Consider the following 16,363-nt stretch of genomic DNA (forward strand, 5'->3'; position numbering starts at 1 on the left):
GATGAAGCATATTATCATACTGGGAGACGGCATGGCCGATTGGCCGGTGCAGTCGTTAGGCGGCAAGACTTTGTTGCAATATGCCGATACGCCGTATATGGACAAGCTCGCCCGCATGGGACGAAACGGACGTTTGGTTACCGTGCCCGAAGGTTTTCATCCCGGCAGCGAAGTCGCCAACATGTCTGTGTTGGGGTATGACCTGCCGAAAGTGTACGAAGGGCGCGGCGTGCTCGAAGCCGCCAGCATCGGTGTCGACCTGCAACCGCGCGAGATGGCGATGCGCTGTAATCTGGTGTGCGTGGAAGGGGAAATACTGAAGAATCATTCTTCGGGACACATCTCCACCGAAGAGGCCGATGTGTTGATTCGTTTCCTGCAAGAGGAACTGGGGAACGAACGCGTACGCTTCCATACAGGCGTACAGTATCGTCATTTATTAGTCGTCGAAGGAGGAAACAAACAATTGGACTGTACCCCTCCGCACGATGTGCCTTTGCAGCCGTTCCGCCCGTTGCTGGTGAAACCCTTGGCTCCCGAAGCGGAAGAGACGGCGGCTCTGATCAACAATCTTATACTGAAATCGCAGGAACTGCTGATGAATCATCCGTTGAACCTGCGGCGAATGGCCGAGGGAAAAGATCCTGCCAACAGCATCTGGCCATGGAGTCCGGGCTATCGTCCGCAGATGCCTGCGCTTTCCGCCATCTTTCCGCAGATAAGAAAAGGCTCTGTGATTTCGGCGGTAGACCTCATCAACGGCATCGGGGCGTATGCCGGACTGCGTCGTATTGCGGTGGATGGAGCGACGGGGCTGTACGATACGAACTACGAGAACAAGGTTGCCGCAGCTCTCGAGGCTTTGCGGACGGATGATTTTGTCTATTTGCACATCGAAGCCAGCGATGAGGCGGGGCATGAAGGGGATGTCCCCTTGAAACTCCGGACGATTGAGAACCTCGACCGGCGCGTTGTCGGCCCGATTTATGAGGCTGTGAAAGATTGGAGCGAGCCGGTTGCGATGGCCGTGCTGCCCGATCATCCCACACCCTGCGAACTTCGTACGCATACCGCAGAGCCGGTTCCTTTTCTTATTTGGCACCCGGACATCGAGCCCGACGGGGTGCAGACGTATGACGAGGCGGCCGCTTGCGAGGGCGTTTACGGATTGCTGAAAGAAGATGAATTTATGAAGAAGTTCATGGGAGAAGGTTCTCCGGAGAGTGCACGGGGATAACTTTTGCTTTGCAACGTACCGTCGTCATTGGCACAAGACGTGGGCAGACTGAAAAAAGGAATAACCTTTTCTTTGCGCTGTACCGTCGGTGGATTCTGATGCACTGCTGTTGGGATAATAAGGAAGACGAATGGTTGTGAAAGTGTTGCGTTTTCTTTCCGGCGCATTGTCTGGGCAAGCTTTTGCAGAACTTTTTTTGTCATAAAATAAAAAAGAACTATGAACTATTACAGTACCAATAAAAAAACGTCGGCGGTTTCGCTGCAAGAAGCTGTGGTGAAAGGGCTTGCCGCAGACAAAGGGTTGTTTATGCCCGCAACCGTCGAAACTCTTCCGCAAGAGTTTTACGATTCGATCGATACGCTTTCTTTTCAGGAAACAGCGTTTCGTGTGGCGGAAGCCTTCTTCGGTGAAGATGTTCCTGCGGATGTTTTGCGCCAAATCGTATGCGATACACTGAATTTCGACGTCCCGTTGGTAAGGGTGACGGAGGATGTTTATTCGCTGGAACTCTTTCACGGACCGACGCTCGCCTTCAAAGATGTAGGCGCAAGGTTCATGGCGCGCTTGCTGGGTTATTTCATCCGGAAGGAGAGGCATGGGCAGGTCGATGTGCTGGTGGCTACCTCCGGCGATACGGGAAGTGCCGTAGCCAACGGCTTCCTCGGCGTGGAAGGGATTCGCGTGCACGTGCTTTATCCTCAAGGGAAAGTAAGTGAAATACAGGAAAAACAGTTTACCACGTTGGGACGGAACATCACGGCGATTGAAGTGGACGGGACATTCGACGACTGTCAGGCATTGGTGAAAGCCGCTTTCATGGATGAAGAGCTTAACCGACACCTTTCCCTCACCTCCGCCAACTCCATCAATGTGGCCCGCTTTCTTCCCCAAGCCTTCTATTACTTCTATGCGTACGCGCAGTTGAAACGTATCGGAAAAGCGCAGAATGTGGTTGTTTGCGTGCCGAGCGGCAATTTCGGCAATATTACCGCCGGACTGTTTGCCAAGAAGATGGGGCTTCCCGTGAAGCGTTTCATCGCCGCCAACAACCGCAACGATATTTTTTACCGGTATCTGCAAACCGGCACATACACTCCCCGTCCTTCCATCGCCACCATCGCCAATGCCATGGACGTGGGCGATCCGAGCAATTTCGCCCGTATCATCGACCTCTACGGAAATTCCCATGCCGCCATTACCGCCGATATTTCCGGCGCTACCTATACGGACGAACAGATTCGCGAGACGGTTGCGCAGACGTGGAGAACGTCCGGTTATCTTCTCGACCCGCATGGGGCGTGCGGCTACCGTGCTCTTTCGGAAAGCTTGCAACCCGGTGAAACGGGCATATTCCTCGAGACGGCGCACCCCGCCAAATTCTTGGAGACGGTGGAAGGCATTGTAGGAGAAAGGGTGGAAGTTCCTGCCAAGTTACAGGCGTTTATGAAAGGAGAGAAGCGGAGCCTGCCGATGCACAAAGATTTCGCCTCCTTCAAGCGGTACTTGCTCTCGCTGTGACCCTGCCTCTGAAGGGCGGCTCGCTTCTGCTCGAGGCCTTCAAGCGGTACTTGCTCTCGCTGTGACGAGGAAGCGAGCTTTTCCCTCCTTGTGCGTGACAGCCGTTTCCGCTACCGACATTCCTTATCAAAGGCGTATGCCTCATTCAAGAGTATGCCGTTCTTCCGTTTAAAACTCTTGGAAGTCTTTCGGGAAACGGGATACCCGTACATTTAAGGGCGACCGTTTCCGGTTTTCGTTTGAAGTGAGGGCGGGGCGGTCGCGGGAAAGAATCGGTTGTCCCTTTATTGAGTTTTCGCTTCGGCGTAAAGCGGGGTTTGCTTTTTCGGTATGTTGAAGGCCTTTTCCCGGAACACGGAGAAAATTCTTTCAGAATGTCGTAAAGCTTTTTCGATGGATTGGGAATTTGCTTTCAGTGTCGAAACGGAAGCTTTGCTGGTGTGAAACGAATTTCAATAATTGCTTTGTAGGACTTCGCCCGGAATTGAAACGGAAGCTTTGTTTGTATGAAACAGAGCTTCTGTTTCACACCAACAAAGCTTCTGCTGATGTAAAATAGAAGCTCCGTTTGAATGAATTGCAATCGCAAGGCGAATGATTGTTTAGTGCCCAACCTTCAGGCAGGAGTCTTGCCGGATATCCGCCGGAGCGGTACTTCTCTCCCATGCAATGCCCGCTTTGTGCCGGCATAAATCCTTCACCCATCCCGCTACAACCTCTTCCACCTTCTCCATCTCTTCTCGCTTGATGGAGAACAGCCCCGATACAATGCAGGAAGGGCAAAGGCGTTTCAGGTCGGGCAGTGTCTTGCTTGCCGGACTCTTTCCGCTGCTGCATACCGGTATCACAGTCTTTCCTTTCAGCATTTCCCGGTGATTGTGCAGGAAAGTCTGCATCGGCATGGCGACTTTTCCCAGCCACAGGGGATAACAGATGAAAACCGTATCGTACGCTTCCATATCGTCCAACCGGGTGCGGATGGCGGGATACTCGTTTCTCTCGTAGATGGCGTTCTTTTCTGCGCGTGCCCGCAGCACCGTTTCCATATAGTTTTCAGGATAGGGCGTTTGCGGCTCTATCCTCACCGGCTTTCCGCCTACGGCTTTCTGTAGTGCAGCGGCAACCTTTTCTGTGTTTCCGCTCCAAGAGAAGTAAACAATAAGTTGCTTTGTCGGTTTCTCCTGCGTTTGTGCCGGGAGAGGTTGCAAGCGCAGAACGCAAAGAAGCGTGGCGATGATGAGGGGGAAAACAGGCATCTTCATTGCGGATGCGAATCTTTTTCCCGGCAGAAAGCAAGAAATACGAGGTAATCTCCTTGGCAACGGATAGTGAATTCGGCAGATTTCGCTTGATTCAGCGTACCTTGCCACCAATTGTTGAAGTCGCTCAACGGATAGGCCAAACCCTCCGCCTGCAACTCCGAAGCGCCGAAAGAGAAGATGGAGATTTGCTGACCGGGTTGTGCGGCAAAGCGGCGGGTGCCTCTTGCCGGAACGAAGATACCGTAATCGGTTACCATACGTACGTCCATTCCGCTTCTCATGTATTCGATGAGCAGGCTGATATTGCCCAGCGTATGATCTTCACGTTTTCCCGTGGCGCCGACAATTGTGATTCGCCGGAACCCCCGTTGCCGAAGATAGCGGACGGCTTTCGTCTGGTCGTTCGTCTCCTGATCGGAAACATAATGAATGATGGAAGCGAACCGCTCTCTGTTTTCGGCTGAAAGAGAGTCTCCGTCTCCGATGATGATGTCGGGAGTTTTGCCTTGTGCAATGTATTCATCGGCTGCCCCGTCGCAGCAGACCGTGAATTTGGCTTCCGCCAATATGCGCAAAGGCAGCGGGTGTACAGGATATTCGCCGTTGGCGAGTATCACGGCTTCGGGTTTAAGGCCGACGGACTCGCTGCCGGTAACGCTGCAAGAGGCGGGATGTTCGGTTGTTTCTTCCATTTTCTGTATCGTTTATTCTTAGTCTGCGGATGTTCGGGCGACGGCTTTGCTACGCTTTGTTTAAAGAACACTGTCCGTTTGCCATCAACTCTTTCCATTTCATGTAGCCAAAGATAGCTACAATGGCATAAATTCCGTATAAAGCGGAGGTGAAATATATCTCTTTGTAGATATAAAGTCCGCAACTCACGATGTCGACCAATATCCATGCCAGCCATTGCTCGATGTGTTTACGGGCGAGCATCCACATGCCGACGATGCTGAGTGCGGTGGTGAAGCTGTCCCACCAGGGCACGTCGCTGTCGGTATATTCGATCAGGATTTTGCCGATTCCCACGAAGGCGAGCAGGAAGACCGCCAATAAAGGCAGGTAATACTTTCGGGGAGTATGTATGATGGGAAGGGAGTTTGTGGCATCGGAGGTTTCGGCTGTTTCCATCGGCTCTCCTTTTCTTTTCCGTTGTCCCCACATCCAGAAGCACCATCCGTACACGGCAGCTGCCAGATAGTAGATGTTGATGCCGAAATCCGCGTAAAGCCCGGCGTTATAATACACGAAGATGTAGATAGCCGGCATGATGATGCCCGCTATCCACAGATAGATGCTTGCCCGGTACTCCAGCCAAAGGTATAGGATGCCGACTGCCGTACCTGTGATTTCAAGAATGCTTGTTTCCAAAGTCGTAAACGGTTTAGAAGCGTATGGTGACATGTCCCAGCACATTGGTGCCCGCCATCGGGTAGAAACGCGGGTCTTTGCTCCATGTGTAAGGCTTTTGCTTGTCTTTGTCGGGATACAAGGCCGCATTCTGCGCATATCCGTTCGTTTCGTATTGGGTATCGAACAGGTTATACACGGTCAGCCCTACCGTGACGCCTTTCGTATATCGCGCCTTAAAGCGGTAGGCAATGCTGAGGTGGTGAACGAAATACGGGTCGAGCGAGTTCTCCTTTACTCCGAAGTTGTCCAGATATTGGCGGCTCACATATTGCGACTGCAAAGAAGCCTCCATTCCTTTGTAGCTGAATGACAGCAGACTGTTGGCCATGAACGAAGGAGAGAAAGCGATCGGTGTGGTTCCTGCTTCGAAAGCAGTCACTGTCCACATATCGTCCCGGATCTCTCCGCCTGTAATGCTCATGTCGTACAAATAGCCTACATAGTTCTTGATGCGGTTTTTGCTCCATGTGCCGTTGATGTCCCAACGAAGCCGGTCAGTCAATTGCGCGCCTGCCGTAATCTCCATACCCATGCGGTAACTGTCTTTCACATTTTCCGCCAGCGGTTCGCCAATTTCGTTTACGTTGCCGTTCAGTATCAACTGATCGGTGTAGTCCATATAATAAAGGTTGACTCCCGCCGTAAACCAACGGTTGCGGTATGTATAACCCAATTCGTAGTCGAACAGTTTTTCCGCTTTCGGATGTTCGTTGAACCTGCCGTCGGTATAGTTGTTGCGCGTCGGCTCTTTCTGCGCCACGGAGAATGAAGCGTACGCACTGTGGTTCGGATCGATTTGCCAGAATACTCCAGTCTTCGGATTGAAGAAGTCGAAGTTCTCTTTGATATTCAGCAATTGCAGGCGTTCGGGCTTGGCATTGAAATCCCATTTATCGTGATCGCCTTCGATGGTGTAGTGAATGTGGCGGTATTGCAGGTCGGCGTATGCGCTCAATGCTTTGGTGAGCTGATAATTGGCGCGCAGGTATACGTTTCCGTCCGTCTTCGCGCCGTTGTTGCGGTAGTATTCATGCTCCGGGTCGAGCTGCCCGATGTAATTCTTCACCCATATCACTTTGCCGTAGTGGTCGTTGCTGTAACGGTTGAGCCCTCCGCCGAGCGAAGCGTCCAGCCTTTCGTTGCGGTAATTGAGCGAGAACACTCCGCCGCCGAAATCATTGTCCAATAGCTTTTGGCGGACAAGGTTCGCCTTTTTCGCCTTACTTCCGTCGGGCAGCTCGAAAGGCGTCAAGCCATATTCTTTCAGCTTGCGACCGTTCTTATACTCCTGATAATACCCGAATCCGCGCGTGTAATGGAAAGCCACGTTCAGGTTCCACTCCGGCGAGAAGATGTGATTGCCTATCAGCTGGTAGTGCGTTTGGCGGTAATGGTCGATCTGGTCGTTGTAGAAACCGATGGTTTTGGCTTCCGGGGCGTTATCGTTCCCCTCCTTGATCGCTCCGTTCGGGTTGTATCTCCGGTTGGTTTTCAGCTTCTCGCGGCTGATTCCGTCCCACGCATGATACGTTTCTTCCCTTCCTCCGAAGGTAATGAACTTGACGGTTGTATGTTCTCCGAAGTAGCCTCCCTGCAAGAAATACGACTTCAAGTCGGAAGAAGCGCGGTCGCGGTAGCCGTCGCTCTTGATGTTCGATACCCTCGCATCGAATGCCCATACCTTATTAATAAGGCCCGATCCCACCTTCACCGTTTCCTTGTGCGTGTTGAACGAGCCGTAAGAGCCCGAAAGTTCGGCATACGGAGTAGAAGAGATGCTTTGCGTGCGCATGTTGATGCTGGCTCCGAACGCTCCGGAGCCGTTGGTCGATGTTCCTGCTCCCCGCTGTATCTGCATGTCTTCCAGCGAAGACGCGAAGTCGGGCGTATTTACCCAGAAGATAGCGTGGCTTTCGGCATCGTTCATCGGAATGCCGTTGGAGGTTATATTAATCCGCGTGGCGTCCGTACCGCGTACACGAATGGCCGTATAGCCGATTCCCGCCCCCGCGTCGGAGGTCGTCAGTACGGAAGGCGTGGTGGACAGCAGAAAAGGAATATCCTGTCCGATATTCTGTTTCGCGATTTGCTCTTTCTTCACATTGGTGAATGCCACGGGAGTTTTGGCTGTGGCACGTGTGGATACTACTTGCACCTCTTGCAGATGCACGACTTTCAGGCTGTCGGCCGCGCTCTTTTGTGCGCTGACAGCGATGCCTGCCCCTAACATAGCGGCGGCCATCCAAATTCTTTTTTTCATCATTGGTAATTTATTGGTTCTCTACGCCGGCATTATCCGGTTCAGATTCTATGGGTATGTTCTCAGCCCGTCCTGTTAAGGCACCCCTATCGAATGAATCGGCACAAAATTACTGCTTTCCTCTGAAGAAAACAAAAAAAGTTTTTCTAATTGCTTGAAAGGTTGTATTTTTGTTCGTTCGCTCCCGCACGGATGGGGCGCTTTGTATGTATCATTCTTTATAAATACTGCTATTTTGTATATGTTATTTCTATTGCAACTTACACAAGTCGCCGATTCCATTGCGCGGCATACCAAACAAGAGGCCGGTGAGCTGTTGAAGCAGGCAGCAAGCGGCGAGGGCATCGATAAAGTATCTCAGTTGACGCAACAATTCATAGAGTGGGGGATTTCTGCCGGAGGGCGTATTCTCGCCGCTTTGATTGTTTTCATTGTCGGACGGTTCATCGTTTCGGTGCTGAATAAACTGGTTGCCAGATTGCTCGACAGAAGAAAGGTGGATGTCAGCATCAAGACGTTTATCCGCAGTCTGGTGAATATTTTGCTGATGATTCTGCTTGTGGTGGCTGTTGTCAGCAAGCTGGGTGTCGAAACAACCTCATTTGCCGCTTTGCTGGCTTCCGCCGGTGTGGCTATCGGTATGGCGCTCTCGGGCAATCTGCAGAACTTTGCGGGCGGACTGATTATTCTGCTGTTCAAACCTTATAAAGTGGGCGATTGGATTGAAGCGCAGAATGTATCCGGAACAGTCAGGGAGATCCAGATATTTCATACCATTCTTACTACTGCCGATAATAAGGTAATCTTTATCCCGAACGGAGCGTTGAGCAGCGGTGTGGTTATTAATTACAGTAATCAGGTGACGCGCAGAGTGGAATGGGTTGTCGGTATAGAGTATGGTGAAGACTTCGGAAAGGTGGAAGCCATTGTACGTGAAATACTTGCGGCGGATAAACGCATACTTAATGAACCGGAGCAGTTTGTTGCCTTACATGCGCTGGCCGCAAGCAGCGTGAATGTGATAGCCCGTGTTTGGGTGAAAACGGAAGACTATTGGGATGTGTATTTCACAATCAATAAAAAGATATACCAGACCTTTAATGAAAGAGGAATCGATTTCCCGTTCCCCCAGCTTACAGTACATCAGGGCTGATTTTCATGTTCTTTTCTTTCGCTTTTCTGCGCAAGAGAGAGTTATCCGCGAGAGATTTCCTTATATTTCTTGCGCATTGAAAAGGAAAAACGGATATTGCAGATATTTTCCGGATATTGGTATGGAGGCGGTGAAGAAAAGGACTATTATCGGCTTAGCCACATTATTATATTAAAACGTTTAAAAATAAATGCAAATGAAAAAAGGATTAAAAATCGGAGGCGTCATTGTCGGTGTGATTATCATTCTGATGCTCCTCCTTCCTTTCGCCTTTCAGGGAAAGATAGCAGGAATCGTGAAGACCGAAGGAAATAAGATGCTGAATGCTCAGTTCGATTTCAGGAAGTTGAGCATCAGCCTGTTTCGTAACTTCCCGCAGGCATCTCTCACGCTCGAGGATTTCTGGCTGAAAGGCACGGGAGATTTCGAGGGCGATACGCTGGTGCAGGCGGGAGAGGTGACTGCCTCAGTCAACTTGTTCTCGCTTTTCGGCGACAAAGGATACGATGTTTCCAAAGTTTCATTGAAAGACACCCGTCTGCATGTCATTGTGCTGCCCGACGGACGCGTGAACTGGGATATCGTGAAGCCCGATACTGTGCAGAAGGAGGAAGAGATTGCCGAAGAGGCTTCCGCTTTCAAGATAAAACTGAAACAGTTCGTTGCCGACAATGTGGATTTGGTTTACGACGACCGGCAGGGAAACAGGTATGTCGAGGTTCTTGCTCTGGACGCGCTTTGTTCCGGCGACTTGAGCAGCGACCGGACTACTCTGAAGCTGAAGGCGGAAACCGGATCGCTCACTTATAAAATGAACGGCATCCCGTTCTTGTCGAAAGTGAACCTTGTAGCGAAGATGGACATCGATGCCGATCTGGCCAACCATAAGTACACGCTGAAAGACAACTCTTTCCGTCTGAATGCCATCGAGGCGGATCTCGACGGATGGATGGCTTTGAAAGACCCCGCCATCGATATGGATTTGAAGATGAACACCAACGATGTGGGCTTCAAAGAGATTCTTTCTTTGATTCCTGCCATTTACGCCACCGAGTTTTCGAGCCTGAAGACAGACGGAACCGCTACGCTCACGGCTTCGGTGAAGGGAATATGGCAAGGGGATACGGTGCCGGCCTTCGATGTCGACATGCAGGTGAAAGATGCCATGTTCCGCTATCCGTCGTTGCCTGCGGGAGTGGACCGGATCAATGTGAACGCGCGTATACAGAATCCGGGAGGAAGCGCCGACCTGACAACGATTCGCCTCAATCCTTTCAGTTTCCGAATGGCGGGAAATCCGTTCACTGTGATAGCGGACATCAAAACACCCGTGAGCGACCCCGACTTCAGAGCCGAAGCTAAGGGAATCCTTAATCTGGGAATGGTGAAACAGGTGTATCCGTTGCAGGATATGGAACTGAACGGAACGGTCAACGCCGATATGCAAATGGCGGGACGGATGTCGTATATCGAGAAGGAACAGTACGACTGGGTGCAGGCTTCCGGAACGGTAGGCCTCTCCGGCATGAAGCTGAAGATGAAAGACATGCCCGATGTGGATATCCGTAAGTCTTTGCTGACGTTTACTCCGAAATATCTTCAGTTGAGCGAGACCACTGTCAATATAGGCAAGAATGATTTGACAGCGGACAGCCGTCTGGAGAACTACATGGGCTATGCGTTGAAGGGTACTACGCTGAAAGGTTATCTGAATGTCCGTTCCAATCATTTGAGCCTGAATGACTTCATGAAGGCGGACAGCGTTGCGGCGGCTTCGGCCGACTCGACAGCGGCTACCGGCATTGTGGAAATTCCGCGCAATGTCGATCTTCAGATAGACGCCAACCTGAAACAGGTGCTGTTCAATAAAATGTCGTTCAACGATATGAGCGGAAAGATGGTGGTGAAAGACGGGAAAGTGGATATGAAGAGTCTCTCCATGAACACCATGGGCGGAAATGTGGTGATGAACGGATACTACTCTACCTCCGACGTGAAGAGGCCGCAACTGAATGCCGCATTTAAAATGAATAATATCGTGTTTGCGCAAGCCTACAAAGATCTGGACATGGTGCGGCAACTGGCTCCGGTTTTTGAACATTTGAAAGGGCATTTTAACGGCAACCTGAATGTGGCGACCGACTTAGATGAGACAATGGGCCCGGTGATGAACACGATGCAGGGCAACGGTCATCTGTCTACCCGCGACATCAACCTGAGCGGAATCAAAGCCATCGACCTGATAGCCGAAGCCATCAAGCAGCCGAACCTGAAGGATATGAAGGCGAAGGACATGGATATAGACTTTACCATCAAAGACGGGCGGGTATCGACGAAGCCTTTCGATATCAAGCTGGGCGAGTATGTGCTGAACCTTTCGGGCAGTACGGGTATCGACCAAACGATCGACTATACCGGTAAGGTGAAACTTCCGGCATCGCTGGCAGGCGATTATGCCAAGCTGACGACGCTCGATCTGAAGATAGGCGGTTCGTTCGATTCGCCGAAGGTGAGCGTAGACACCAAGAGCATGGCCAATCAGGCGGTTCAAACGGTTGCCGATGAAGCCATCGGGCGGATAGGGAAGAAGCTGGGACTGGACTCTGCCGCTACCGCCAACAAAGATTCGCTGAAGCAGAAGGTGACCGAAAAAGCAACGGAGAAGGTATTCGACTTCTTGAAGAAGAAGCTGAAATAAACAAAGCTCTTTTACGATGATTCTGAAACTGTACGACAAAAACAACAACCCGCAGGATTTGCAGCGAGTGATCGACATCCTGAACGACGGCGGAATAATCATTTATCCCACCGACACCATGTATGCTATGGGCTGTCATGTGCTAAAGGAGCGCGCCATCGAGCGTATCTGCCGGATGAAAGGCATCGATCCGCGAAAGAATAACCTCTCTATCATCGGCTACGATTTGAGCAGTATCAGCGAATACGCCAAAATATCGAACGATGTGTTTAAACTGATGAGGCGCAATCTGCCCGGTCCGTTTACCTTTATCCTGAACGGTACGAACCGGTTGCCGAAGATTTTCCGCAACCGCAGGGAAGTCGGTATCCGCATGCCCGATAATCCCGTGATTCGTGAGATTGCCCGCTTGCTCGAAGCCCCCATCATGACCGCCACGTTGCCGCACGATGAGAACGAAGAGCAGGAATACGTGACCGATCCCGAACTGATCGACGAGAAATTCGGTGAGACGGTCGATCTGGTAATCGACGGCGGCATCGGAGGAGTAGAACCTTCCACCGTTGTGCTGTGCACCGGCGATGAGCCGGAAATTCTCCGGCAGGGGAAAGGTGATTTGATAGGCTGACTTCGCTCGCGGCAATCTTTCTCATCCGGCAGGTATATGGATAGTTCGTTTTGTTTCCCGCTTGGGGAACAAAAGTTTCCATACGGGGAAAATAAAGTTTCCCACTGGGGAAACTTTTGTTTCAATAGTGGGAAACTTTTTGAAACTACTATTTTAAAACAAGACACTACCTTTGCCTGTGATATTCCGGTGCATTTGCTTCTCGATTCATGATAGGGGAGCTGAGGATAGGCAGCCGTTCTCCGTCTCGACGGTGCTCCCGTGCCGTTGCGACAAACCACCGTCGGTTTTCTCGTTCGCTTTATGGCTTAAAAAGAAGGTCTCAATGCCCGGAAACAGACATTGAGACCTTCTTTGGATTTTACCGCCAGTTCCTGTCGAGACTCCTGTGGGAGTACGGGTTATCGTATGCTGCAACGTTTGAAGTTTGCCGGCAATTCCTGTCGAAACTCCTGTGGCAGTATAGGCCATCGTATGCTGCAACGTTTGAAGTTTGCCGGCAGTTCCTGTCGAAACTCCTGTGGCAGTATGGGCCATCGTATGCTGCGGCGTTTGGATTTTACCGCCAGTTCCTGTCGAAACTCCTGTGGCAGTATGGGCCATCGTATGCTGCGGCGTTTGAGTTTGCCAGAGCTTCGGTTGAAGCCCGTGCGGGCTGCTCAAACAATGCCTCGTCGATTTACGGAATGCTTCCGAATCCGCTATCCCGGACATATCGCACCGATGCCGGGACTTTTAAGGGAATCTTTCCGTCGCCTTATTTAAGCAACGATTCCGGGTCGAGATGGGCGGCTTCGATGTCCTTGAAGTAGCGGTAAGTGCCTACCTTCAACTCGTCGGTAGCGGCGTCGTCGCATACGATGATGCCTTTCTCGTGCATTTGCAGGGCGCTGATGGTCCACATCTGCGTGATGGAACCTTCCACGGCGTGGTACAATGCACGCGCCTTGTTGTGTCCGTTGACAATAATCATCACTTCTTTGGCCGAGAGCACAGTGCCTACGCCTACTGTCAGCGCAGTCTTCGGAACCTTGTTGATGTCGTTCTCGAAGAAGCGTGAATTGGCTATGATGGTGTCTGTGGTCAATGTTTTGCGGCGGGTGCGCGATGAGAGCGAAGAGCCCGGCTCGTTGAAAGCAATGTGCCCGTCGGGTCCGATTCCTCCCATGAAAAGGTCGATACCGCCGTATGATTTGATTTTTTCTTCGTATCGGGCGCATTCGGCATCCGGATCGGCAGCGTTTCCGTCCAGCAGATTGGTGTTTTCCGGCCGGATGTCGATATGGCTGAAGAAGTTGTTCCACATGAATGAATAGTAGCTTTCGGGATGTTCTTTCGGCAGGCCGACATACTCGTCCATGTTGAAAGTCACTACATTGCGGAAAGAAACGATGCCTTTCTTATTCAGGTCGATCAGCGCTTTGTACATGCCCAACGGAGAAGAGCCGGTGGGGCAGCCCAATACGAACGGTTTCTCGGGCGTCGGGTTGGCAGCTTTGATTTTTGCGGCCACATAGTGCGCAGCCCACAGAGATACGGACTGATAGTCCGGCTGAATAATAAGTCTCATAAATAGCTTGTTTTATAGATTAGTCAATAAGTCGTCGTATGTGTTCAGCGGTCTTTCTTCAGGCGGTCGGCCATTGCTTTCGCCAGATTTTCACACTGCGTATAGGTGATGTCTTTCATCGCTTGTTTCATTTCTACGGGGTCGCCTACCAGTTCGTATTTGCTTTTTTCCGCAAAGTCCGCCATGCGTCTCACCGCAGCTCCCGCCCATGTAAACGAGCCGAAGTATGCGAGGTAGCGGCCTTTGAGTTCGCGTACCAGAAGTTTGGATAGAAGCGATTCTATTTCCGGATAGATCTGGTTGCTGTAAGTGGGCGAACCGATGATCAGCCCTTTGTAGCGGAACACATCGGCGATGATGTACGAAGGGTCGCTCTTGCTCACGTTGTGCATCACGATGTTCCTGATTCCCTGCGCCGATAGTTCTGAGGCAATGGCTTCCGCCATCTGCTCGGTGTTGCCGTACATGCTTCCGTAAGCAATGACTACTCCCTCTTCGGCTTCGTAACGGCTTAGGCGGTCGTACACGCCGACTACTTTGGCGATGTTCTCCGTCCAGACGGGACCGTGTGTGGAACAGATGGTGCTGATGGGCAGGTCTTTCAGTTTAGCCAGCGCTTTCTGCACGGGGCAGCCGTATTTGCCCACGATGTTGGAGTAGTAGCGTTCCATCTCGCGCCAGTATTTGTCTATGTTCATCCGCGTGTCCAGAAAGCCTCCGTCTATTGTGCCGAAGCAGCCGAACGCGTCGCCCGAGAAGAGGATGTGCTCCGTCTCGTCGAATGTCATCATGGTTTCGGGCCAGTGAACCATCGGCGTCATGTAGAAACGGAGTTTGTGCTTTCCTAAGTCGAGGGAATCTCCGTCTCCCACCAGATGTTGTTCGCCGGTCACTCCGTAGAAGCCTTCGACCATGCCGAACGTCTGTTTGTTGCCTACGATAACGATATCCGGATAGTGTTGCTTGATCAGGCGGATAGATCCCGAATGATCCGGCTCCATGTGGTTTATAATTAAATAATCGATGGGACGTTCTCCGATGACTTGCTTGATCTTGCGCAGGTAGACTTCGAAGTAGCAGATGTCTACCGTATCTATCAGTGCGATCTTTTCATCGTCAATCAGATAAGAATTATACGAAACGCCATAAGGCAATGGCCACATCCCCTCAAACAGGTGTTTGGTCCGGTCATTTACTCCCACGTAATGTACGTTTCCTTTAATTGTTGATTTTTGTACCATTATTTAGTTTATTAATAATTATAATCACGGAGTTATAAATTACTTTCTTCATTTATTTTCTGCAAAAATAACTCTTTTTTCCGAATCCCTATACTTCTTTCCCTGATATGCGCCTCTTTCTTTCATTCTTTTTTGCAAACGCGCTGTGAATTCATAATTTTTCAGCCCCCAGTCCGGAGCGATGAGTAGTTCTTGGGGCGATTGCGATACAAATCTTTCGAGTACCAGATCGGGGCGGAGGTGTTCCACGTAGTCGATGACGAGGTCGATATACTCGTCTGCGTCTGTAAACAAATGGAAACGTTGGGGCGAGGTCTCGTATTCGTGCGCCATGCGCGTGCCGCGTATCAGTTGGAGCTGGTGTATCTTGAGCGTGGCGAGCGGCAGTTGCGAGAGTGTCGTCGCCTGAGCGAGGAGGTCGTCGCGGCTTTCTCCGGGCAGTCCGAGAATGACGTGCCCGCCCGTGAGAATGCCGCAGGCGGCGGTTCGCCGTACGGCATCGACGGTATCGGCATAGGTATGTCCGCGATTGATCCGTTTCAGCGTTTCGTCGCAGGCGCTCTCTATGCCGTACTCCACCATCAGGAAGGTGTGGCGGTTGAGCTCTTCCAGATACCGGAGCAAATCTTGCGGCATGCAGTCGGGACGCGTGCCGATGACGAGCCCGACCACGCCGTCTACCGCCAAGGCTTCTTCGTATTTGCGTTTCAGCCCTTCCAGTTCGTCGTACGTGTTGGTGTATGCCTGAAAGTAAGCAAGGTACTTCATCTCGGGATACTTGTGGGCGAAGAAAAGTTTCCCCTCTTCCAGCTGTGTGGCGATGCTCTTCTCCGTCCGGCAATAGGCGGGGTTGAACGTCTGGTTGTTGCAGTACGTGCATCCTCCTTTCCCTTTCGTTCCGTCGCGGTTGGGGCAGGTGAACCCTGCGTTGAGGGAGATCTTCTGTACCTTATGCGTAAAGAATCTTCGGAGGAACGTAGGGAAATCGTTGTATAATAAAGGGGTTTTGTCTGCCATGCCTGTTTCATCTGATTGGAGGGGCAAACTTAAGAAAAAAAGATTGAAGTAAGGGGATTTCCCCAACCGTTTTTTGCTTTTGCGTGAACAAAGGCTCTGTTTTTCGTTCGCCTCTTCGTTCGGTTTTCTGTGCTTTGCCTTGCTTTTTCAGGGGCGAAGGCTTTGTTTCTCGTTCGCCTCTTCGTTCCGGTTTCTGTGCTTTGCCTTGCTTTTTCAGGGGCGAAGGCTCTGTTTCTCGTTCGCGTCTTCTTCTGCATTCAGTGTTTTGCCCTGCCTCTTCTGTGGCGAAGGCTCTGTTTCATACCCACAGAGGTTCTGTTTGGTCGAATCGTAGGCTTCGTTTGCAACAGGCGGAGCCTCTGT

The 16,363-nt window shown here is 51.2% G+C and carries 13 protein-coding genes and 1 riboswitch; of the genes, 5 read left to right on the forward strand and 8 right to left on the reverse strand.

Translation table 11 applies throughout. The features are described from left to right. The first annotated feature begins 1 nt into the window (after position 1). Positions 2-1,237 carry a cofactor-independent phosphoglycerate mutase gene (locus GGR07_RS05810; protein WP_034542943.1) on the forward strand — a complete coding sequence of 412 codons (1,236 nt, stop codon included), beginning with the start codon at positions 2-4 and terminating at the stop codon, positions 1,235-1,237. A 219-nt stretch (positions 1,238-1,456) separates the two neighbouring features. Beyond that, a complete protein-coding gene (thrC, locus tag GGR07_RS05815) occupies positions 1,457-2,758 on the forward strand; it encodes a threonine synthase (protein ID WP_021646408.1) in 1,302 nt (433 codons plus the stop codon). Between the two features lie 602 nt (positions 2,759-3,360). Here the strand turns inward: thrC and GGR07_RS05820 are convergent. Genes GGR07_RS05820 through GGR07_RS05835 form a run of 4 tightly spaced genes read right to left on the reverse strand, consistent with a single transcriptional unit; the run spans position 3,361 to position 7,693 of the window. Beyond that, the gene (locus tag GGR07_RS05820; protein ID WP_021646405.1) at positions 3,361-4,020 is read right to left on the reverse strand and encodes a flavodoxin; all 660 of its coding nucleotides are present in this window, start codon (positions 4,018-4,020) and stop codon (positions 3,361-3,363) included. After that, entirely contained in the window at positions 4,017-4,712 is a 696-nt protein-coding gene (locus GGR07_RS05825) for a thiamine diphosphokinase (RefSeq protein ID WP_081724018.1), read from the reverse strand. Before GGR07_RS05825 ends, GGR07_RS05820 begins: the two co-directional genes overlap by 4 nt. Before the next feature lie 49 nt (positions 4,713-4,761). Next, complete coding sequence (pnuC, locus tag GGR07_RS05830; RefSeq protein WP_034542944.1) at positions 4,762-5,391, reverse strand: nicotinamide riboside transporter PnuC; 630 nt, start codon at positions 5,389-5,391, stop codon at positions 4,762-4,764. 13 nt (positions 5,392-5,404) lie between these two features. Next, complete coding sequence (locus GGR07_RS05835) at positions 5,405-7,693, reverse strand: TonB-dependent receptor (RefSeq protein WP_172545200.1); 2,289 nt, start codon at positions 7,691-7,693, stop codon at positions 5,405-5,407. 1 nt (position 7,694) lies between these two features. Continuing rightward, a riboswitch (TPP riboswitch) is annotated at positions 7,695-7,791 on the reverse strand. A 143-nt stretch (positions 7,792-7,934) separates the two neighbouring features. Here GGR07_RS05835 and GGR07_RS05840 point away from each other — a divergent pair. The 3 genes from GGR07_RS05840 (at position 7,935) to GGR07_RS05850 (ending at position 12,172) form a co-directional block, all read left to right on the forward strand. Next, positions 7,935-8,846 carry a mechanosensitive ion channel family protein gene (locus GGR07_RS05840; RefSeq protein ID WP_021646401.1) on the forward strand — a complete coding sequence of 304 codons (912 nt, stop codon included), beginning with the start codon at positions 7,935-7,937 and terminating at the stop codon, positions 8,844-8,846. A 196-nt stretch (positions 8,847-9,042) separates the two neighbouring features. Further along, entirely contained in the window at positions 9,043-11,544 is a 2,502-nt protein-coding gene (locus tag GGR07_RS05845; protein ID WP_034542967.1) for an AsmA-like C-terminal region-containing protein, read from the forward strand. A 16-nt stretch (positions 11,545-11,560) separates the two neighbouring features. After that, positions 11,561-12,172, forward strand: a complete 612-nt coding sequence (locus GGR07_RS05850) for an L-threonylcarbamoyladenylate synthase (RefSeq protein WP_034542945.1) — start codon at positions 11,561-11,563, stop codon at positions 12,170-12,172. A gap of 207 nt (positions 12,173-12,379) precedes the next feature. Here the strand turns inward: GGR07_RS05850 and GGR07_RS05855 are convergent, their stop codons facing one another. The 4 genes from GGR07_RS05855 to GGR07_RS05870 all read right to left on the reverse strand — a co-directional run bounded on the left by GGR07_RS05855 (position 12,380) and on the right by GGR07_RS05870 (position 16,000). Continuing rightward, entirely contained in the window at positions 12,380-12,835 is a 456-nt protein-coding gene (locus tag GGR07_RS05855) for a hypothetical protein (protein ID WP_034542946.1), read from the reverse strand. Positions 12,836-12,929: 94 nt separating this feature from the next. After that, complete coding sequence (gene nagB, locus GGR07_RS05860) at positions 12,930-13,742, reverse strand: glucosamine-6-phosphate deaminase (protein ID WP_021646395.1); 813 nt, start codon at positions 13,740-13,742, stop codon at positions 12,930-12,932. A gap of 44 nt (positions 13,743-13,786) precedes the next feature. Then, positions 13,787-14,983 carry an FprA family A-type flavoprotein gene (locus GGR07_RS05865; RefSeq protein ID WP_021646394.1) on the reverse strand — a complete coding sequence of 399 codons (1,197 nt, stop codon included), beginning with the start codon at positions 14,981-14,983 and terminating at the stop codon, positions 13,787-13,789. Positions 14,984-15,031: 48 nt separating this feature from the next. Beyond that, a complete protein-coding gene (locus tag GGR07_RS05870; protein WP_034542947.1) occupies positions 15,032-16,000 on the reverse strand; it encodes a TIGR01212 family radical SAM protein in 969 nt (322 codons plus the stop codon). Between the last annotated feature and the right edge of the window lie 363 nt (positions 16,001-16,363).

Source organism: Bacteroides pyogenes (assembly GCF_014196225.1).
Taxonomy (GTDB): domain Bacteria; phylum Bacteroidota; class Bacteroidia; order Bacteroidales; family Bacteroidaceae; genus Bacteroides; species Bacteroides pyogenes_A.